The following is a 19,266-nucleotide window of genomic DNA, read 5'->3' on the forward strand; positions in this document are numbered from 1 at the left end:
TCCCTCCTTGCCACGGGCGGCTACCAGCCGGGATTCTCCGGCAGCGACAGCCCGAGGTACTTGCCGTCGTCCGACACCATCACGCCCGCGCGGCAGCACTGTTCGAGGAAGGCCGTGACCGCCTCCTCGGAGACGGACAGGTCCTGCTCCGCCAGCCGGCGGGAGACCGCGCCGGCCGTGCGGGGCGCGTCGCCGCAGGCCTCGTAGGCCGCCGCCTTCCAGCCTTCGAGGACGGCCCGTCCCGGCCGGTCGGTCCTGCGGTCGATGAGCGTCAGCTTCCCGGGCAGGCGCTGGTGGACGAGGCTGGGCTTCGCCTCGCTGTACCGGGTCTGCCACTGCGCGACGGCGGCGTTGAGCGCGGCGACCGTCTCGTGGGAGACGGTGCCGGTCGCCTCGTAGTCGAAGAAGTACGCGATCTTCTCCAGGTCCAGCGAGGGCGGGTAGACGTGGCTGTAGCTGGCCCGGGGCCGGACCTTGTCGATGGGGAACGACGGGTCGGTGAAGTAGGGGCTGAAGCGTTCCAGCCAGATCCGTCCGCAGCCGCCGGGCGGCTGGAGGTGGTGCAGCAGCGGCAGCAGGCGCAGCTGTTCGGCGTAGTCCTCCTCGGTCTCGCCGGGGAATCCCGCGAGGATGTTCCACGCCACGTCGATGCCGTAGTAGGCGGCCCATTTCAGCAGCCGGATGTTGATCAGTTTGCTGGCGCCCTTGCGCATCAGCTTCAGGACATGGGTGCTGAGGCTCTCGATGCCGGGCTGGATGCGCAGGATACCGGCGCTCTTGAGGGTGGCGAGCTGGTCGCGGGTGAGGTTGGCCTTCACCTCGAAGAAGAGGTTGACGTCCCAGTGCTCCTCGGCGAGCCGTGCGCACAGCGACGAGAAGTAGCCCATGTCGAGGATGTTGTCGACGGTGTCGACGTGGACCGCCGGGTAGTCGCGCAGCAGTGCGTCGAGTTCGGCGAAGGCGCGTTCGCCGGACTTGGAGCGGTAGGCCATGCCGAGGGCGTTGAGGCCGCAGAAGGTGCAGTGGTGTTTCTGGCCCCACCAGCAGCCCCGGGAGAACTCGACCGGGAGGCGTACGGCGGTGCGGCCCAGGAGCCGGTCGCGGTCGAAGCGGTCCAGCCAGGTGAAGTAGTCGCGGTAGTCGGGGGTGGGCAGGTCGTCGAGGGTCTGGGGGCGCGGGGCGTCGCCGGTCGCGTCCGCGGTGTGATGGCCCAGAACGCCAGGGACGGGGGTGTCGGTGCCGTCGGCGATGTTCTTCAGCAGGGCGGGGAACACGAGGTCGCCCTCGCCGGTCACGACGTGGTCGAGCCAGGGCAGTTTCCGCGCGTACTCGGCGCCCATCTCCCCGTCGAAGTTGGCGCCCCCGTAGACGAGGGTGACGTGCGGGTGGAGTTCCTTGATCTTCCGGCCGAGGGCGAGCGACGCGGTGTTCTGCAGGAAGGTGGAGGTGAACCCGATGACGTCGTACGTCCCCCACTCCGGTCTGGCCGCGCACGCGGCGATCCACTCCGGCAGCTTCTCGCGGCGCAGTGCGACGAGGTCCTCCAGACCCTCGCCGGTGAGCTCGTCCCAGATGGACTTCACCTCCGGGTAGGCGGCGAAGTAGTCGTCGTCGGGGGTCACTTCGCCGAACGCGGCGTAGGAGAACAGCCACTCCCCCATCAGATGGAGCCGCTCCGAGGCGATGTTGGCGATCGCGTCGTACTCCTTGCTGCCGAAGAGGGACGCGAACTCGATGTTGAGGTAGTGGCTGTCGCACTCGTGCCCGGCCTCGCGGGTGATCGACTGCAGCAGTCCGCACTGGATGGAGGGGGCGTGGATGCGCGCCCAGGGCATGTTCACGAGGGCGACGCGCAGGGCCCTGCTCGGCGGCGCGGCGGACGCCGTGTCGTCCGCCTCGGTCCGTACGGCCAGGGGCAGTCGGATGATGCTCATCGGTTTCCCCTCGGGTGTGGGCGCATCGGTCACTCGAAGTCGTCGTGGCCGTGCCGGCTCGCGCGCCGGGCCTGGACGAGGATCGACAGGGCGGCGAGGACGGTGAAGCCGGCACCGGCGGCGAGCTCCAGTCCCAGGTCGCCGAGCCAGGGCCGGCCGGCCATGCCCGCGCGGACGGCGTCCAGGCCGTGCCGGGCCGGCAGCACCTGGCCGATCGCGTCCACCCAGGCCACCCGTCCGGGCGGGACGATCGCGCCGCTGCACAGCATGACCAGGTAGGACAGGACGTTCGGGGCCACGACGTCGGCCCGCTTGCCGACCGTCATCGTCGCTCCGGCGAGCCCCAGCACACTGAGCGTCAGGGCGATCAGCGCGTACACCCAGATCCAGGGCAGCAGGCGCAGGGCGAAGTCCGTCATGCCGAGGAGGGGCGCCGCGATCGCGCCCTGGACGACGAGCAGGAGCCAGCCCATGACCGGGTAGGGCAGCGCCCGGGCGATCTGGGTGACGGTGGGCGACAGGACGCCGGTGCGCACCCGGGCGAAGGTGGCGTACTGCTTGTCCAGGACGGGCACGGCGACCACACCGTTGACGTTGGTGCCGCTGAGGGCGAGGACGAGCGATCCGGCGAAGGCGTACTCGCGGTGTCCGGGGCCGGCGAGCACGCCCGCGAGCGTGGTGAAGAACAGGATCTGCAGGACCCCGCGCGGCAGGGTCGCGCCGAGCAGGCCGGAGGGCGTCTGGACCGCCCGGTACTCCAGCCAGCCCATACGGGCAGCCTCGGCCGCCCGCCAGAGGGGCACCGGCAGGGAAGGGGGCTGGGCGCTGTCAAGCGAGGTCAAGCGTCCCCTCCTTCCGGGACGTCTCGACGGACCGGTGGTAGGCGAGGCCCGCGGCGGAGAAGTAGCCGAGCGTCAGCAGCGTCGCGATGCCGAGCGGCCCGGCCGTGACGCCGCCGGTGGCGCCGTCGACCAGGCAGTTCTTGATCCAGTGCAGGCTGAGCAGATCGGGCGCCCAGCGCAGCCACGCGGGCAGCGCGTCGGCGGGGATGAGCAGCCCGCCCACCGCGAACACCGGGTACATCAGCGCGTGCGACCACACCAGCCCGTTGCGGGTCACCAGGAAGAGACAGGACACCAGGGCGCCGAGCGCGGTGCCGGAGCACACCAGCACCAGCAGCGACAGGACGATCCACGCCGGGTGCGCCATGCTCAGCGGCAGGTCGAGCGCGGCCGCGGTGACGCCGGTGCTCAGGAGGATCGCGCCGACGCTGGTGACGGTCGCGCCCAGGCTCTTGCCCAGCAGCACCAGATACGGCGACCAGACTCCGCAGACACAGCGGGCGAGGGTGCCGAAGCTGCGCTCGCGGCGCAGGACGCCTCCGCTCATCCACACCGTGGAGCCCCACAGCGCGGTGAGCATCACCGCCACGACGAGTTCGGTGGCGGCGTCGGGGCCGGGGCGGCCGGTCTCCACGGCGATGACGAGGAACACGGCGGGCAGCATGCCGGAGTTGACCAGCAGCAGCGGGTTGCGCCGCATCGCCCGCTGTTCCATGCGGAACGCGGTCACGAACATCCACAGGGCGCCGCTCATCGCACTCCGCCCACCTGCCGGCCGGCGGCCAGGCGCGCGGCCACGTGCGCGTAGACGTCCTCCAGCCGCACCGGCTCGATCCGCACGTCCAGGACACTGACGTGTGCGAGCGCCTTCTCCAGCAGGCCGAACGAGCCGACGCTCCAGTCCCGCACATGCAGCCGGAGCGTCCACCCCCCGTCGGCCGTGTCGGCCGTGTCGACGCCGCCGACGGCGATGTCGGGCGACGCCAGGGCTCCGGCGTCGGGCGGGCTGCCGGTGCCGCGCACGATCACGGTGGCGGTGTAGCCGGCCTGCCGGGCGAACTCCTCGACCGGCAGATCCGCCGCCAGCGTGCCGTCGGCGAGGATGATCACCCGGCCGGCGAGGCGTTCGATGTCGAGCAGATGGTGGCTGGTGAGCAGGACGGAGACGCCGGTGTCCCGCAGTGCGGCGACGGTGCCGCGCAACCGTTCGGCCTCGACCGGGTCGAGGCCCACGGTGGGCTCGTCGAGCAGCAGCACGCGCGGTTCGGCGATCATGCCGATGGCGATGTGGAGCCGCTGGCGCATGCCTTTGGAGTACGTCTCCACAGCGCGGTCGGCCGCCCCGGCCAGGCCGACCTCCTCCAGGGCGGCGTCCAGTCTCGCGTTCAGGCCCCTTCGGCCCACGCCGGCGAGCACGGCGAAGAAGCGCAGGTTGTCACGGGCGTCGAGCTTGGCGTAGAGGCCGCGGTCGCCACCCAGGACGACGCCGGTCATACGGCGTACGGCGCGCAGGTCGCGGGTGACGTCGTGGCCGAAGACGCGGGCGGAGCCGGTGGTGGGCAGCAGCAGGGTGGCGAGGATCTTGGTGAGGGTGGTCTTGCCGGCACCGTTGCTGCCGAGCAGGCCCACGATCTCGCCGGCCCCGACCTGGAAGCTGACGTCGCGCAGGGCCACGATGTCCCGGCCGCGGTCGGTGAAGGTGCGGCCGAGCTGTTCCACGACGATCGCCGGTTCGCTCAACGTCCCGCCTCCGTCGGGTGGTCGGCGGCCGTCTCGGGGGCGACGGCGGCGCGGGCGGCGGCGAGCCGGGCCAGGGGGATCCGTGGCGGCGCGCACGAGATGTGGTGGTAGCCCGCCGCGGCGAAGAAGCGCACGGCCGTCTCGTCGGCGGCCTGTTCGCCGCAGACTCCGAGCGTGATGTCGGGGCGCACGGCGCGTGCCTCGTCGGCGACCTGGCGGGCCAGGACTCCGACGGCCTCGATGTCCAGCCGGGCGAAGGGGGAGGTGTCGAGGAGGCCGATGTCCTGGTAGGCGGGCAGCAGATGCTGTTCGGCGTCGTCGCGGGACAGGCCCCACACGAGTGCGGTGAGGTCGTTGGTGCCCAGGGAGAGGGAGTCCGCGCGACGGGCGATGGACCGGGCCAGCAGCGCGGCCCTCGGGGTCTCGATCATGGCCCCCAGCGAGATGCCGGCCTCGGCCGCGGAGGTGCCCAGGCGGGCGCAGACCTCGTCGAGGACGCCCCGTACGAAGTCGAGTTCGGCCGGTGTGCTCACCATCGGGACGAGGAGTTCGGGCCGTGGGTCCCGGCCGGCGCGGCGCAGGGCGAGGGTGGCCTGGGCCAGCGCCTCGATCTGTACGGCGGTCAGCGTGGGGAGCAGGACGCCCATCCGCACGCCGCGCACTCCGAGCATGGGGTTGTGCTCGTGCAGGCGGCGGGTGATGTCGAGCCGGTCCCGGTCGGCGGGCGTGCCGGTGGTGGCCGCGGTGAGGGCGAGTTCGGTCAGGTCGGGGAGGAACTCGTGGCGCGGCGGGTCGAGCAGACGGATCGTGACGGGCAGTCCGTCCATCGCCGCGAGGACGTCGGTGATCTCCGCCCGGAGGAAGGTGTGGACGGTGGCGAGGTCCTCGGTCATGTCGGGGCCGGGGCGTGCCATCAGGACGCGCTGGAGCACCTGGTGGCGCTCGCCGAGGAACATGTGCTCCAGACGGCACAGTCCCACTCCGCTCGCGCCCAGTGCCCGCCCGGCCGCGGCGTCCGCGCCGGTGTCGGCGTTCACGCGGACGGCGATGCCGGGCAGCCCGGACACCGCGTCGTCCAGCCAGCCGGGCAGCTGGGGGGTGGTGTGACGTGCGGCGGAGGGCTGCTGCGGGCCGCCGAGGTGGACGACTCCGGTGTGTCCGTCCACGGTGATCAGGTCGCCGGCCCGGACGGTGTCGCCGCGCGTGGTGCGCAGGAACCTGGAGCCGTCGGCCTCGTCGGTGTCCAGGACCCCGTCGACGAGGGCGGCGACAGCCGGGAGCCCGAGTCCGCGCGCCACGACGGCGGCGTGCGATGTCTGCCCGCCGCGCTCGGTGACGACGGCCGTGGCGGCCAGCAGGCCGGGAAGGTCCTGCGGTTTCGACTCGGTGAGGACCAGGACCGGACGCTGTCCGTCGGCGCGCGCGGCGACGGCCTCGGCCGCGCTGAAGACGGCGGTGCCGGAGGCGGTCCCGGGGGAGACTCCGAGGCCGCGTGCGGCCACCGGCAGCCCGAGGGACCGCGCGCTCGCGGCCCGCGCCGCTTCGACGTCCAGGGGCTCGACCAGGCGCACCGCCTGCGCGGGGGTCAACCGGCCGCTTTCGTAGCGGCTGGCGACGGCGTGCAGGAGAGCGGCACCACGCAGTCGGGCCGGGGCGGTCCGGACGACGGTGACCCTGCTCCGCCGGTCACAGCCTCGTTCTACGACGAACTCCACCCTCGCCGGCCAGTCGAGTTCGCGCTCGGCGGTCTCCACCGCCGCCCGCAGTTCGGGGCCCCAGGGCTGGGTGTCGATGAGTTCGGCGAGATCCACGCCGCCCTCGGTCAGCAGTTGGGCTCCGGATCCCCCGGCCAGGTAGGAGCCGGTCAGGCCGGGCCGGCCGGTGGCCGGATCGCAGGAGTGGGCGAGGCCGCTGCCGCCGTGGGGGCCGCACCACAGTGGCTGCCGGGCGAGCGCGAACCGCGCCGGGCCCGACTCGGATCCGGTCAACGCCCGTACGAGTACGACGACTTGTTCGACGGGGTCGTCCGGCAGCACGGCGTCGGGATCCACCGCGGCCAGCGCGGCGACGAGTTCGGACCAGCGGCGTTCGGCGAAGCCGTCGCCGGCGAGCCCTGCCAGCCATCCTCGACTGGCAGGGCTCATTCCGAGGAACGACAGGCAGCCGCCCTTCAGGCAGGGCAGCCAGGCTGTCAGGAAGACGGGGTGCTCCGCACTCCCGAGACGATGGTCGGGATCGAGCTCGGCGATCGCCTCACGGAGGGTGTCGTCGGCGACATCGACCGGCAGCCGCAGCACTGAATCCGCAGGAAGACCGTCCGGCAGATGATCCTTGACCACGTACTGAATCCCCATCCCCCGTGGCGGGGTCCGGCACCGTTCCCGGTGGTGAACCCCTGATGGCAGCGAACCCCCGCGGAGTCCGGGGGCGGATTGGCGGGCGGACCTACCGGTTCACGAACTCCGGGCGGACACCGAGCAGGTACACACGGTCGTCCAGGTCAGCGGCTTCCTCCGGGGTGATCGGAGAGAATTCCAGCTCGGCCAGGTCGGCGAGCTCCTCGACGTTCGAGTTTGAAATGTCCATGATTCGACGCTAACAGTGGCCCCTCCCTTACCACAAGGTGAACTCTGGCTCTCAACGGCGAAGTTGACGGGATATCGACTCCCCCGGAACGCGCCTGTCCTCTAGTCGTCGCTGCTGACGGGGGACCCATCCGGCGATCCGGCGGACCGACGGTTTCCGGCCATTCCCCGAAGGGAATCGCAAAGCCCCCGGGCTATGCTCACGCGGGTGCGGATCACCAAGTACACCCACGCCTGTGTCCGGTTGCGGCACCCCGACGGCGGCACACTGGTCATCGATCCCGGCATATGGAGCGAGCCCGAGGCGCTCGCCGGCGCGGACGCCGTCCTGGTGACCCACCAACACGACGACCACGTGGACCTGTTGCGGCTGAGGGGGCTGGGCGTGCCGGTCTACGCCCCCGAGTCGGCGCACCTCCCCGGCCTGGACTTCACCGGCGTCTCCCCCGGCGAGGAGTTCACCGCGGCGGGCTTCCGGGTGACCGCGACGGGCGGACGGCACGCGCGCATCTACGGCGACCTCCCCGACTGCGTCAACCTGGGCTACCTGGTCGAGGACCGCCTCTACCACCCGGGGGACTCCCTGCACCGCCCCGACCGGCCGGTGGAGACGCTGCTGGTCCCCCTCCAGGCGTCCTGGCTGAAGACGGACGAGGCCATCGACTTCGTCCGCGCCGTCGATCCGGAACGGGCCTACGGCATCCACGACGGGCAGGTCAACGAGCGGGGCCTGGGCAGCCTCAACGGCTGGCTCACCGACGAGTGCGGTGGCCGCTACCGCTGGCTCGCGCCGGGGTCGAGCGCCCCGTGACCGAGCCGTCCGCCCCGGTCCTCCACACCGTCGCCGGGAGGCGCGGACCGGGGCGCCTGAGCACCATGGCCAGGCCCCGCGGGCACGGGCACCTGCCCCAGGACCTGGCGGCCGTGCGCGGCGCCGGCGCCGACGTCCTCGTCTGCGCGCTCCCCGACGCCGAGCGCGCCGCCCTTGGGCTCGCCGACGAGCCGCGTCTCGCCGGGGCAGCCGGGCTGCGGTTCGTCGCCCTGCCCATCCCGGACTTCACGGTGCCCTCCGTCCCCCGAGTGCTGCCGGTGCTGCGCGAACTCGCCGGAGAGCTGCGCGCGGGCGCCCATGTCGTGGTGCACTGCCGCGCCGCCATCGGACGGTCCTCGCTGATCGCGGTCTCCCTGATGATCCTGGAGGGCATGGCCCCGCAGACCGCGTGGGCGGCCATGGAGCGGGCTCGGGGGACCCGGGTGCCCGACACGGAGGAACAGCGCGCGTGGACGCTGGACTTCGCCCGCCTCCTCCCGCCCGGCCCGCCGCGTCCGTCGTAGATCCCCCTCCGGGCGGGGAGGCGCCTCAGGTCTCCCCGGTCAGTGCGACCGTCGCCTTCAGCCGGCCGGTGAGCCGGTCGTCGGGGACGACCCGCACGCGGGCCAGGCGCGCGGACAGCCCGACCATGCGCGGCACCTGGCGCAGGACCAGCCGGTCCCCCGGTGCGATGAGGCCGTCCAGTACGGCCTCCACCAGCACGTGGTTGACATGCACCAGTGTCTCGGACACCGTCGCGCCGGCGGTGGCGACGTAGAGGTCCCGGCACTGGGCGCGGCGGGCCGTGTGCCGGGGGTCGCCGGGGATCCCGACGAGGGTGTCGGGACGGCTCGGCACGCCGGCCGGGCCGTCGAACAGCTTGAGGAGCCTGCGCAGCCCGGCGGTCCGTTCCGGTGGCCCGGGCGCGGTCCAGGCCGCGGAGAGGTCCGCGGCCACGTGGGCGAAGTCGAAACGGCCGCACAGGTGCTCCGGGTTGCCCGCGAGGAAGACGGTGCGGGTGAAGGAGGCCCGCCAGGCGGCCGCCCGGTCGGGGTCGACGCCGAGCGCGAACACACAGGTGTCCCGCGCCCAGGAGGCCAGGTCGAAGCGGCGCAGGACGACCGCCGCCAGGGAGCCGGCGGCCGCGTCCTCGGCGGCGATGTCACGCCGGGCGGCCGCGAGTCCGTCCCGGGTTCCGAGGGGGTACCGGGCCGCCAGGTCCGGGCGGACGGCGCGGATGCGTTCGGCCGCGCACTCGTGCAGGTGCTGCTGGGTCAGGGTCATAGGAACACCGCCGTCAGGAGTTCCTCCGCGGGTGCGGCGCGGCGCTTGCCGAGCAGGGAGGACGTCAGCCGGTAGGGATCGACGTACAGGTGGTCCTTGCGATGCCGGGCGAGCAGTTCCTCCAGTGAGGGCGATGCCTCGTGCTGGGCGGTCTTGAGGAGGCGTTCGGCCCGCTTGACGCTCTGGCGCAGCAGGTCGGCCCGGAAGGACTGCTGTTGGCCGGGTCCGAGCACGGCGATGAAGTACAGGCGCATGCCCAGGCGTACGGCGTCCACGTCGTGCTCCTCGCAGGCGGCCTTGAGCAGGACGCCGGCGTGTGCGTCGCGCCATCCTCCGTGGCGTGCCGAGAGGATCCGGCCGTCGATGGGGACGCGACCGAGGCTCACCCGGCGCACGCCGGGCCCGAGCGCCGTGAGGACCTTTTCCAGTTGCTGGTAGTCGGGGTCGAGGCCGCCGTCGTAGAGCAGGACGACCTCGTCGAAGTCGGGGGCCAGGGGCAGGAGTTCGCGCAGGGCGCAGGCGAGGTAGTTGGGCCGGCCGTCGGCGGTGACCAGTTGCCGCAGCGGCATGCCGAAGCGGGTGAGGTCCAGGTAGCCGGGTCCGCCGACCTCGCGCTGGTCCAGGAACATGCCGAGGTCGGCGAGGCGGGTCAGGGCGGCGTCGAGGGTGAGGCCGGGCGGCTGGTGTTCCAGCAGTCCGGGGTCGTGCATGCCGAGCGCCGCGTAATGCGCGCTCCACAGTTCCAGGACGCGGGCGCTCGCGGGGTGCACCCAGCCGCGTTCGGCCGCGTCGGCGTACGGCCGCAGGGCCTCGGCGGGTGCGCGGGGCGCGGCGCGGAAGTCGACGTAGAGCTCGCCGATCCGGTCCTCGGTGAGCCCGCCGTAGTCGGTGTCGCCGCGGGTCCGGTCGAGGAACTCCCAGAAGCCGAGGGTCTGTTCGGTGGGGTGGTACGTGGTGTGGCTGTAGCGGTAGGTGACGTCGGCGAGGGGCCGGGTGGCCCGGTACATCACGTCCGTCCACAGCAGGCCCTTGAGGTGGCTGGGGGTCAGCGGCTTGGACGGGGTGACGGTGATCGGGGCGAGCAGCACTCGGTGGCGGCCGGTCCCGGGCCGCTCCCCCGGGACGGGGGTCATGCAAAGGCCCCCTCGGCCGCCCTGACCCGGGCGACCAACTCGTCCCTGGTGGGCCCCTGCGGGGCCGGCGCGGCGGGCGGCCGGGCCTGCCGGACGCGGGTGAGGAAGTCCGCGTCGAAGACCTCGGCGGGCGTGGCGAGCGTCATGAGGACGCGGGTGAGCCCGCGCCAGACCGTGCCGTCGGTGGCGGCAGCGGCGATGACCTGCTCGAATGCGGTGGGGCCGCCCTCGGCCCGGACGGGTGCCGGGGTGCCCTCGACGGCGGCTCGCCAGCGGGCGATGCGCTGCTGGTCGGACGCGGCGGACAGCTCGTACCACGGCAGGAACAGCTCCTGCGTCGTGCGGGCGAAGGCCCGGCGCTGGGCGAGGTCCACGTCCGGGTGTGCGCGGAGCAGATCGGCGAGCTCGAAGGCGTGCCGCAGGGCGAGCGAGATGCCGCGGCCGTAGAGCGGATTGGTGACGCAGGCCGCGTCGCCCACGGGGAACAGTCCGGCGACGGGGCGCTGTGCGGTGCTCGCCGTGCCCCACAGGGCGTTGGGCGGGCAGGTGATCGAGCGGATCGGGGAGATCGGCTCGCTGACGCCGTCGTCCAGCCAGGGTGCCAGGCCCGGTGTGGCGAGCGCCGCCGCGGTGAATCCCTCGGCGGTGCGCAGTCCGTGCAGGGCGCGGTCTCCGGGCAAGGTGGCCAGGGTGATGGAGAAGGTGCCGCTGTCGGCGGGGTGGAGGACGCCGGCGTAGTGGCCGAAGACGTTGCCGACGGCGTTGCCCCGGTTGAGCGGTCCCGGCCAGGTGCCGTGCGTGAGCCGGTAGAAGCGGCAGTAGCCGCTGATGCCGGTGGGGCTGGTGCGGTCGGCCGCGAGCGGCAGGCCGGCGCCGCGCAGCCAGGTGCGGGACTGGGCGCGGCGGCCGGTGGCGTCCACCACGATGTCGGCGGGGACGCGCTCGCCGGTGCCGGTGACGACGGCGCGCACGCGGGTGCCGGACCGGTCCAGTTCGATGCCGTCCACCAGCGTGTCGTACCGGAAGGTGACCCCGGGCAGGTCCCGGACGGTCTGATGCAGCACGTTCTCCAGGACGGTGCGGCGGCAGCCGAGGCCGATCAGTTCGCTGTCGCCGGGTTCGCGCGCGCTGTCGGTCGCCGTCGGGGGCAGGGCGGTGGTGAGGTCGAGGGTGGCGGCGCCGGCGGCCCGGGCCCGTTCCAGGACCCGCGGGGCGCGTTCGCCCAGCAGCCGTACGCCGAGGGAGTGCAGGGTGTGCGCGTGCAGTCCCTGCGGTACGGTCGGGCGCTCCCAGCCGGCCGCGTCCGCGAGGGACGGCGGCCCGGGTGCGCGTTCCAGGACGAGCACCCCGTGGCCGAGGCCGGACAGGGACAGGGCACTGGCGAGTCCGGCGATGCTGCCACCGGCGATCACTGCGGTCGTCATGTCAGCGCCGCCTTCCGTGGACGAAGAAGACGCGTCGCACGTCGCGTTCCTCGCGCGGCGGCACCGGGTCGGGCCAGCGTCCGAAGTCGGCGCCCTCCTCCCCCGGTTGGATCGCCCGCGCGGTGAACCCGTGGGAGGCGAACAGGGCCTCCGGCTCGTCGGTGCCGAACAGCCAGGGGCAGCCCCAGCCCGCGAACACGTCGAGCAGCCCGCGCATGTGAGGGAGGGTCAGGGCGGCGGCGTTGACGATGTCCGCGGCGATGCGGCTGCCGGGCGCGGAGAGGGCCGCGACCCGGTCGAGGATGCGGTGGGCGTCCGGCTCCGGAATGTAGTAGAGCAGTCCCTCCAGCAGCCAGGTGGACGGGACGGCCGGATCGTATCCGGCGGCCGTGAGGTCGTCCTCCCAGGAGGGCGAGGTGAGGTCGACGGCGACGGTGCGGTGGTCCGTGCGCGGCGCGACGCCCTGGAGCCGTTCCGCCTTGTACGCGAGGACCGCCGGCCGGTCGACCTCGAACCAGCGCACGCGATCGGGCCAGTCGAAGCGATAGGCGCGCGAGTCCATGCCGGCCGGGGCCACCACGATCTGGGTGGTGTCCGGGTCGGCCGCGGCCTGACGCAGGTAGTCGTCGAAGAACCGGGTGCGGATGGCGTTGTAGTCGGGGGTGCTCGGCAGGGTGCGCGCCCGCCCGGGCGGGAAGGTGGCCGCCCGTACCTCGGCGAGCAGATCGGGGCCGATGTCCCCGGCGAGCGACGCGGCGTACGGGTCCTCGTACAGCCGGTCCGGCCGCTGGGTCTCGGCGGCTCGCAGGGCGGCGGTCAGCAGCGCGGTCCGTTCGACGGCGTCCAGTGATGCGGTCATCGCTGTCCTTGTCCTCTTTCGGGGTGCGAAGGCCGTGGCTCGACCCTCCGGGGGCCCGCCCGTGACGGGTGTTCGCGGCGCGGTGTCTCAGGCGCCGCTCGGGACGGGTGCGGTCAGCCGGGCCCACTGCTGCGGGTCCTGCCGGAAGAGCCGGTCCTTGACCTGGGTGGGGCGCACGCCGCTCGCGACCTGCGTCTGCCAGTCCCGCAGGAACGCGTCGGCGTCCAGGTGCCGCAGGAAGGGGGCGCCGAGCCGGCCCTCGGCGCGTGCCCGGCGGTAGTCGGCCGACTCGTGGCGCAGGGCCTGGTCCAGCCGGGCGGCGAACCGCTCCGATTCGTCCGCGCTCCACGGCGTCGTCGCCGAGAGCGCGAACTCGTAGGCAGGCGCCTGTTCTTGATGGGATGTCACTCGGCAGGCCACATTGCGCAGTTCGAGCCCACCGGCGTCCAGTGTGCTGCGCAGGGCCCGGACGACCTGGGCGTCGCGCAGCCGCTCCCCGGCGTGGTCGGACCGGGTGGCGCGGCCGGTGTACTCGACGCGCGGCACTCCGTCCTCGTGGTCGACGACGCGTACGACGTCGCCCACCGCGTAGCGGTAGAGGCCGCCGATGTGGCTGAAGACGACGTGATAGTCCCGCCCGGGTTCCAGTTCCTCGGGGCGCAGGGTGGCGGTGTCGGGGCACAGGTCCTCGTCGGCGTCCGCGAACTCGTACACCGACGCGGTCACGACGAGGCTGCCTGCGGAGCGGTGCCGGTCGAGGGCCACGCCCACGGGACCCTCCGAGGCGGCGACGGGAGCGGGCAATGCCGTGACCCCGACGCCGAACTCCTCGCGCAGGCGCGGCAGGTAGAGCGAGGCGAGACCCGTGGTCCAGCAGAACAGGGCACGCATGTGCGGCCAGATGTGGACCGGCCGCACCGTGCCGTGGCGCTGGGCCAGCCTCTCCAGCTCTACGGCCCGCTCGGGGTTCGGCGCGCCGTGGGGCGCGCCGCCGAGGGTGCCGTCGCGGATGTCCTTGACGATGCGCGGCCACCACTGGTCGAGCTGGTGGGGCAGGGCGGCGACCATCGCCGGGTTGATCCCGATGACGCAGCGCACGTCGCTCTCCACGGCGAGACGCAGCCGCAGGTACATCTTCTCCAGGTGCCGGTCGGCCTCGATCGCGACCGGCAGGGTTCCCCAGGGCGCGCCGGTGCCGGGCTCGGCCGACAGCGGTTCACCGAAGGCGGATCCGAAGTCGACCTGGCTGGCGCCGACATGGGGACGGCCGGAGGCGGTGGTGGGCGGGGCCGCGAGCGGGTCGTGCTTGAGGTTGAGCACGGCGTCCGGGCGGTGCAGGACGTCGGGGAAGTGCTCGATCAGGGGCGCCCAGGCGGCGTAGTAGAAGGGGAAGAAGGTGGTGCGCATGAAGCTCGGTGTCACCGGGATCTTCTTGTGGGCGCCGGTGCTGCCGCTGCTGGTGAAGAAGACGGTGGGCCGGTCGGCGGTGAGGACGCCGCTCTCGCCCGCCGCGGCCCGCTCGATCCAGGGCTCCAGGTCCGCGTACGCCTGTACGGGCACGGCCTTGCGGAAGTCGTCGAGGGTGCGGATACGGTCGAATCCGTGCTGCTTTCCGTATTCCGTACCGGAGTTGAACTCCAGCAGGTCGCGCAGTACGCGCTGCTGATGGCCGGCCGGGTCGCCGAAGGCCTCGCGCAGTCCCCGGCGTTCGGCGAAAACCCGGTCGCGGTAGCGGCGCAGCCGGTCGGGGTCGGTCCAGGACTCAACTGAATTCATCGTTGAGCACCTCTCGTATCGCCGCCGCGGTGTGGTCCGGGCGGGCGTGTTCCTCGATCACGGTGACGGGCAGGCCCTGGATCTCGTCCCGCAGGGTCTTGTCCAGGTCGGTCTGATAGCGGCGGAAGCCCTCCCACTCGGGGCGCGGGCCGTAGTACTCCAGCAGGTTGAGGTCGGCTCCCTCGCGACTGCGCCGCCAGGCCGTCTCGGGCGTCACCCCGAGGTAGATCACCCGGGCCGGCTGGGGGAAGGTCCGCCACCACGCCAGCAGCGGGTCGTCCGGCACTCCCGCGAGGCGGGCCTTGGCCAGGAACTTGTAGTAGTAGGAGTCGACGACGGTCGGCCGGTCCGGCTCGTCGTCCCGCAGCAGCTGGTCGCGCAGGTGCACCACCGCGGTCTGCAGCAGCGTGGCGAGGAACTCCGGGGACCAGTCGCCGGGGCTGGGGGCGACCTCCTTGACGACGGCTCTGCGCACCCGGCCGATCAGGGCGTGCTCGGGGGCCAGGCGGTCGTCGTCGACGGAGAGGAGCCGCCAGCGGGGCCGGGTGCGGGCGAGCTCGGCGAGCGCGGTGGACTTGCCCGCGTAGTCGCCGCCCAGCAGGACGACGAACGGCCGGCGCCACGTGGCCCGGGCGCGCTGTCGTTGGGGGGAGGTCCTTCCGGCACTGGGATCACCGCCGCGCGATTCCTTGAGGGCCGCGCCGAGCGTCGTGTCAGTACAGTCGGAAGGCATCAGGCAACCTCGGTTCATTGGGCCGTTGGGGGAAGTCGGCGGCCGCTCAGGTTCCTTCATGCCTCACAGGGGGCAAGGCACAGCACGCCGACGGTTGGCTCCGGATCCGCGTTTGCTGCTGTTCGCCTGCCAGTCTGCACAGGCCGCCCTGGAAGGATTCTGAACATTGTCTGAATGGAGAGATCCTGCATGCCTTCCAGGGGGCGAACTTCCGTGTTCCTCCAGGCCGTTTCAGGCCGCGCTACCAGGGATCATCAGGCTTGGGCGGGCGGCTGGACCGCGCCGAGCTGACGCAGCTGCGAGAAGACGTCCACGAGCCCCCAGATCTCCGCGATCCGTCCGCCCGCGAAACGGACGATGAACATCTCGCCGTAGGTGACACTGCGGCCGGTCGGCGCGATGCCCCGATACTCCCCCAGGTGCGTCCCCGTCACCGTGTTCCTGAAGACGACCTTGTCGCCCTCCGCGATCATGTCCTCCACGGTGACCCGCACGTCGGGGAAGGCCCGCAGAAGCACCTCCCAGACCTGCTTGAGCGCCTGCGCCCCCGTCGTCCCCATGGGCACCGGAGCGTGGAACAGCAGGTCCGGATCGACCACTTCGTCGATCGTCTTCGCGATGAACTCGACATCGCCGCCGTTCACCGCGTCGTGGAAACGCTCGAACACCGCTTTGTTGGTGGCTGCTTCGGCTGCGGACATGTGCGTGCTCCTCGAATTGACTCGGTAGGAAGGTAGGGACCGTGGTCGGCGTGACCTGGCTTGCGTGACCCCACACACCCGAGACGGCTCAGCCCGCCGATCCGTGACATCGCGAGGTGACATCGCGGGGTGACATCAATTTCTTCTGTCGGTCGTCACACTTGTCGGTCCTGGTCGGTCCATGACCCTGTACGTCCGTTCGCCCCCGCACCGCTGTCAGAAAGGACCGAGGCTCCATGACCTCGTACACGCTGCGTCCCATCGGACATGTCGAATCCCCGCTGACCGATGCGGCGACGGCCCCCCGTCAGCCCGACGAAGGCGCTCCCGACGCCTGGCTCGTGCTCGACGAACGCTGTGCCCCCGCTCTGGAGGGTCTGACTCCCGGCACCGATGTCGTACTGCTCACCTGGCTGGATCGCGCCTGCACACCGTGCACATCCTCGCCATCACCGGGACACGCGTCCACGTCCGCAACCTCGAGGCCCTCGATCGCACCCCCGTCCTGGACATCAAGCCCGTCCTCACTCCGGACCGCTGACCGTCCTCAGGCACGGGCGAGGCGTGCGTCGAGCCAACGCCCCGGCGGCGCAAGCCGGTTGGACCCTCGCCCAGGATCCGACGAAACCCTCGCCCTCTCCGACTGTTTCCACGGGATACCCACAGGAACGCCGGTCGGAGATCGTCGATCACGCCCTACACTTGGCCCTCGCCCACGCCTGAGCCACCGCACGCCCGGGAAGCGCGCCGCCGCCCGTCCCGGGCACGGAAGGGAGCACCCACTTGAGCGACCTGCGCATCACCCACATCGGCGGCCCGACCACCCTGATAGAGATCGGCGGCTGGCGCCTGCTGACCGATCCGACGTTCGACCCGCCCGGCCGGCGCTACACCTTCGGCCTGGGAACCTTCTCCCACAAGCGGAGCGGACCGGCGGTCGAGGCATCCGAACTGCCGCCGCTCGACGCGATCCTGGTCACCCACGACCAGCACGGTGACAACCTCGACACCGCCGGACGTGCCCTGTTACCGACGGCCGACGTCGTCCTGACCACCCCGAGCGGGGCCGGCCGTCTCGGCGGCAACGCCCGCGGCCTGACACCGTGGGCGAGCACCCGGCTGGAGGCCCCCGGGCGCCCCACCATCGAGATCACCGCCACCCCGGCCCGCCACGGCCCGCCGCTGTCCCGGCCCCTCGTCGGGGAGGTCACCGGCTTCTCCCTCACCTGGGAGGGCCAGAAGCACGGCGTCCTGTGGATCTCCGGCGACACCGTCATGTACGGCGGTCTGCGCCAGGTCGCCGAACGCCTCACGGTCGGCACCGCGCTGATCCACCTGGGCGGCGTGCAGTTCCCCATCACGGGGCCCATCCGGTACACCATGACCGCCGCCCACGCCATCGACCTGTGCCGGCTGCTGCGCCCCCACCTCGCCATCCCGGTCCACTACGAGGGCTGGCAGCACTTCCGCGAGGGCCGTGAGGCGATCGAGCGCCAACTCGCCACCGCACCCGATGACATCCGCGACCTCTTCCAGTGGCTGCCCGCCGGAACGGCCACCGAGATCGACTCCTGAGGGTGCGCGCCCTGGGTGCCGCGGTGCCGATGTCGGCACCGGCACTCAGGGCGCGGTGCGCGTGTCCCGACGTGAGCCGATATCCGACGGACATTCGTTTATTCGTTGGACAACTCCCGTGCGGGCAGCAAGCGTTGAGGGAATGCAACAGGAGAAGATCTGGGACGCCGCCACGGCCCGGCGCTACGACACCCCCGGTACCGGCATGTTCGCGCCGGAGGTCCTGGACCCGGCGGTGGACCGACTCGCCCGGCTCGCGGGTGAGGGAGAGGCGCTCGAATTCGCGATCGGCACCGGCCGGGTGGCCGTCCCGCTCGCCGAGCGAGGAGTCCCCGTCACCGGCATCGAGCTGTCCCGGCCGATGGTGGAGCAACTGCGCACCAAGGCCGACGAGGCGACGATCCCCGTGATCGTCGGCGACATGACCACGACGGTCGCGCCGGGGACGTACTCCCTGGTCTATCTCGTCTACAACACGATCTCCAATCTGCTCACCCAGGACGAACAGGTGGAGTGCTTCCGCAACGCGGCTCGCCATCTCGCGCCCGGCGGGCGGTTCGTCGTCGAGTTGTGGGTGCCCGAACTGCGCAGCCTCCCGCCCGGTCGGACGGCCACCGTCTGGCAGTCCGACCCCGGCTACATCGGCCTGGACACCTACGACGTCCTCCACCAGCACGTCGTGTCGCACCACTTCCACTTCGACGACACGGAGCGGGCGCAGCTGTTCCGCAGCCCTCACCGGTACATCTGGCCCGCCGAACTCGATCTCATGGGTCGGCTCGCCGGGTTCGAACTCGAAACCAGGCACGCGGACTGGACCGGCGCCGAGTTCACCGCCGATTCCCGCTCGCACGTCTCCGTCTACCGCCTCCAGCCGCCCGCCGACTTCCTCGGCCTGCGCTGATCACTTCCAGACGCGGTCGAGGAAGTCGGCGACCAGCGGGGCGATCTCCGGCAGATGGGTCTCCAGGGCGAAGTGGCCGGTGTCGAGGAGGTGGAGTTCGGCGTCGGGCAGGTCGCGGAGGTAGGCGTGGGCACCGGGCTCGGGGAAGAAGGGGTCGTGGCTGCCCCAGACAATGAGGGCGGGCGGGGTGTGCTCGCGCAGCCACGCCTGCCAGACGCCGTAGCGCTCCACGTTGGAGTGGTAGTCGAAGAACAGCGCCTGCTGGGCGTCCTTGCGGCCGGGCAGGTCCAGGAAGTGCTGGTCGAGGATCCAGCTGTCCGGGGCCACGAGGGCGGCGTCGGACACACCGGCCTCGTACTGACCGCGGGTGCCTTCGAGGGTGAGCATGCCCTGGACGGCGTCGGCGGCTCCGGGGGTCTCGGGGGTCAGGGCGATGAGGCCGCGGGCCGCCTCGGAGAGCCCCTTCTCGTAGGCGTTGCCGTTCTGCACGACCAGGCCGGCGATCCACTCGGGGTGGCGTTCGGCGATACGGAAGCCGACGGGCGCGCCGAAGTCGAAGACGTACATGACGAACCGGTCGAGGCCGAGGCGGCGGATGAATCCCTCGGTGATGTCCGCGAGCCGGTCGAAGGTGAAGGTGAACTCCGCCGGGGCCTCGGTCTGGCCGAAGCCGGGATAGTCCGGGGCGATCAGCCGGTAGTGCGCGCCGAGCGCGTCGATGAGACGGCGGAACTGGTGCGAGCCGGACGGGAAGCCGTGCAGAAGCAGCAGCACGGGCGCGTCGGCCCGGTCGGGCAGCGACTCCCGGTAGAAGACGCGGACGCCGTCGACGTCGAGGTGGCGGTGGGTGATACGGGCGATGCGGGCGACGGAGGCAGACATGCTCACTAATCCTTAGATCGCTGTTTGATGCATTAGATATAGCTCGACAGCGGCTAATGCGTCAACACCACCGTGTACCATTA

The 19,266-nt window shown here is 72.1% G+C and carries 19 protein-coding genes; 5 read left to right on the forward strand and 14 right to left on the reverse strand.

What is annotated here, in order from left to right; genetic code table 11:
* Positions 1 to 20: 20 nt before the first annotated feature.
* From ACZ5NW_RS19675 to ACZ5NW_RS19700, 6 genes are all read right to left on the reverse strand, one after another.
* Positions 21 to 1,934: a RiPP maturation radical SAM C-methyltransferase gene (locus tag ACZ5NW_RS19675; RefSeq protein WP_468745128.1), complete on the reverse strand. Its 1,914-nt coding sequence runs from the start codon at positions 1,932 to 1,934 to the stop codon at positions 21 to 23.
* A gap of 29 nt (positions 1,935 to 1,963) precedes the next feature.
* Positions 1,964 to 2,776 (reverse strand): ABC transporter permease, encoded by an 813-nt coding sequence (locus ACZ5NW_RS19680; protein WP_468745129.1) that lies wholly within the window; start codon positions 2,774 to 2,776, stop codon positions 1,964 to 1,966.
* Positions 2,763 to 3,530 carry an ABC transporter permease gene (locus ACZ5NW_RS19685; protein WP_468745130.1) on the reverse strand — a complete coding sequence of 256 codons (768 nt, stop codon included), beginning with the start codon at positions 3,528 to 3,530 and terminating at the stop codon, positions 2,763 to 2,765. Before ACZ5NW_RS19685 ends, ACZ5NW_RS19680 begins: the two co-directional genes overlap by 14 nt.
* On the reverse strand, positions 3,527 to 4,516 hold the full coding sequence (locus ACZ5NW_RS19690) for an ABC transporter ATP-binding protein (protein WP_468745131.1): 990 nt from the start codon (positions 4,514 to 4,516) through the stop codon (positions 3,527 to 3,529). Before ACZ5NW_RS19690 ends, ACZ5NW_RS19685 begins: the two co-directional genes overlap by 4 nt.
* A complete protein-coding gene (locus tag ACZ5NW_RS19695; protein ID WP_468745132.1) occupies positions 4,513 to 6,855 on the reverse strand; it encodes a putative PEP-binding protein in 2,343 nt (780 codons plus the stop codon). The genes ACZ5NW_RS19690 and ACZ5NW_RS19695 overlap by 4 nt, the downstream gene beginning before the upstream one ends.
* Before the next feature lie 106 nt (positions 6,856 to 6,961).
* Positions 6,962 to 7,102, reverse strand: a complete 141-nt coding sequence (locus ACZ5NW_RS19700; protein ID WP_345651480.1) for a hypothetical protein — start codon at positions 7,100 to 7,102, stop codon at positions 6,962 to 6,964.
* 195 nt (positions 7,103 to 7,297) lie between these two features.
* On the opposite strand from ACZ5NW_RS19700, the gene ACZ5NW_RS19705 reads away from it, so the two are divergent.
* Together ACZ5NW_RS19705 and ACZ5NW_RS19710 are read left to right on the forward strand one after the other, a co-directional pair.
* On the forward strand, positions 7,298 to 7,912 hold the full coding sequence (locus ACZ5NW_RS19705) for an MBL fold metallo-hydrolase (protein WP_468745133.1): 615 nt from the start codon (positions 7,298 to 7,300) through the stop codon (positions 7,910 to 7,912).
* Between the two features lie 65 nt (positions 7,913 to 7,977).
* Positions 7,978 to 8,436, forward strand: a complete 459-nt coding sequence (locus tag ACZ5NW_RS19710; RefSeq protein WP_468745134.1) for a phosphatase domain-containing putative toxin — start codon at positions 7,978 to 7,980, stop codon at positions 8,434 to 8,436.
* A 25-nt stretch (positions 8,437 to 8,461) separates the two neighbouring features.
* On the opposite strand, the gene ACZ5NW_RS19715 is transcribed toward ACZ5NW_RS19710, so the two are convergent.
* From ACZ5NW_RS19715 to ACZ5NW_RS19745, 7 genes are all read right to left on the reverse strand, one after another.
* Positions 8,462 to 9,196 carry a DUF6182 family protein gene (locus ACZ5NW_RS19715; RefSeq protein ID WP_468745135.1) on the reverse strand — a complete coding sequence of 245 codons (735 nt, stop codon included), beginning with the start codon at positions 9,194 to 9,196 and terminating at the stop codon, positions 8,462 to 8,464.
* The gene (locus tag ACZ5NW_RS19720) at positions 9,193 to 10,329 is read right to left on the reverse strand and encodes a hypothetical protein (protein ID WP_468745136.1); all 1,137 of its coding nucleotides are present in this window, start codon (positions 10,327 to 10,329) and stop codon (positions 9,193 to 9,195) included. Before ACZ5NW_RS19720 ends, ACZ5NW_RS19715 begins: the two co-directional genes overlap by 4 nt.
* Entirely contained in the window at positions 10,326 to 11,753 is a 1,428-nt protein-coding gene (locus ACZ5NW_RS19725) for an FAD-dependent oxidoreductase (RefSeq protein ID WP_468745137.1), read from the reverse strand. The genes ACZ5NW_RS19720 and ACZ5NW_RS19725 overlap by 4 nt, the downstream gene beginning before the upstream one ends.
* Before the next feature lies 1 nt (position 11,754).
* Positions 11,755 to 12,612, reverse strand: coding sequence for a class I SAM-dependent methyltransferase (locus ACZ5NW_RS19730; RefSeq protein WP_468745138.1), 858 nt, complete (start codon positions 12,610 to 12,612; stop codon positions 11,755 to 11,757).
* 87 nt (positions 12,613 to 12,699) lie between these two features.
* The gene (locus tag ACZ5NW_RS19735) at positions 12,700 to 14,388 is read right to left on the reverse strand and encodes a GH3 auxin-responsive promoter family protein (protein WP_468745139.1); all 1,689 of its coding nucleotides are present in this window, start codon (positions 14,386 to 14,388) and stop codon (positions 12,700 to 12,702) included.
* Positions 14,375 to 15,121, reverse strand: coding sequence for a nucleoside/nucleotide kinase family protein (locus ACZ5NW_RS19740; protein WP_468745140.1), 747 nt, complete (start codon positions 15,119 to 15,121; stop codon positions 14,375 to 14,377). The genes ACZ5NW_RS19735 and ACZ5NW_RS19740 overlap by 14 nt, the downstream gene beginning before the upstream one ends.
* Before the next feature lie 254 nt (positions 15,122 to 15,375).
* Positions 15,376 to 15,822, reverse strand: coding sequence for an ester cyclase (locus tag ACZ5NW_RS19745; protein WP_468745141.1), 447 nt, complete (start codon positions 15,820 to 15,822; stop codon positions 15,376 to 15,378).
* 433 nt (positions 15,823 to 16,255) lie between these two features.
* On the opposite strand from ACZ5NW_RS19745, the gene ACZ5NW_RS19750 reads away from it, so the two are divergent.
* The 3 genes from ACZ5NW_RS19750 to ACZ5NW_RS19760 all read left to right on the forward strand — a co-directional run bounded on the left by ACZ5NW_RS19750 (position 16,256) and on the right by ACZ5NW_RS19760 (position 18,301).
* A complete protein-coding gene (locus ACZ5NW_RS19750) occupies positions 16,256 to 16,363 on the forward strand; it encodes a TrmO family methyltransferase domain-containing protein (RefSeq protein WP_468745142.1) in 108 nt (35 codons plus the stop codon).
* A gap of 242 nt (positions 16,364 to 16,605) precedes the next feature.
* Positions 16,606 to 17,397 carry an MBL fold metallo-hydrolase gene (locus tag ACZ5NW_RS19755; protein ID WP_468745143.1) on the forward strand — a complete coding sequence of 264 codons (792 nt, stop codon included), beginning with the start codon at positions 16,606 to 16,608 and terminating at the stop codon, positions 17,395 to 17,397.
* Positions 17,398 to 17,539: 142 nt separating this feature from the next.
* Positions 17,540 to 18,301, forward strand: coding sequence for a class I SAM-dependent methyltransferase (locus ACZ5NW_RS19760; protein ID WP_468745144.1), 762 nt, complete (start codon positions 17,540 to 17,542; stop codon positions 18,299 to 18,301).
* On the opposite strand, the gene ACZ5NW_RS19765 is transcribed toward ACZ5NW_RS19760, so the two are convergent.
* Positions 18,302 to 19,183, reverse strand: a complete 882-nt coding sequence (locus ACZ5NW_RS19765; protein WP_468745145.1) for an alpha/beta fold hydrolase — start codon at positions 19,181 to 19,183, stop codon at positions 18,302 to 18,304. It abuts the gene before it with no gap.
* Positions 19,184 to 19,266: the final 83 nt, after the last annotated feature.

The organism is Streptomyces sp. NPDC032126 (assembly GCF_055580085.1).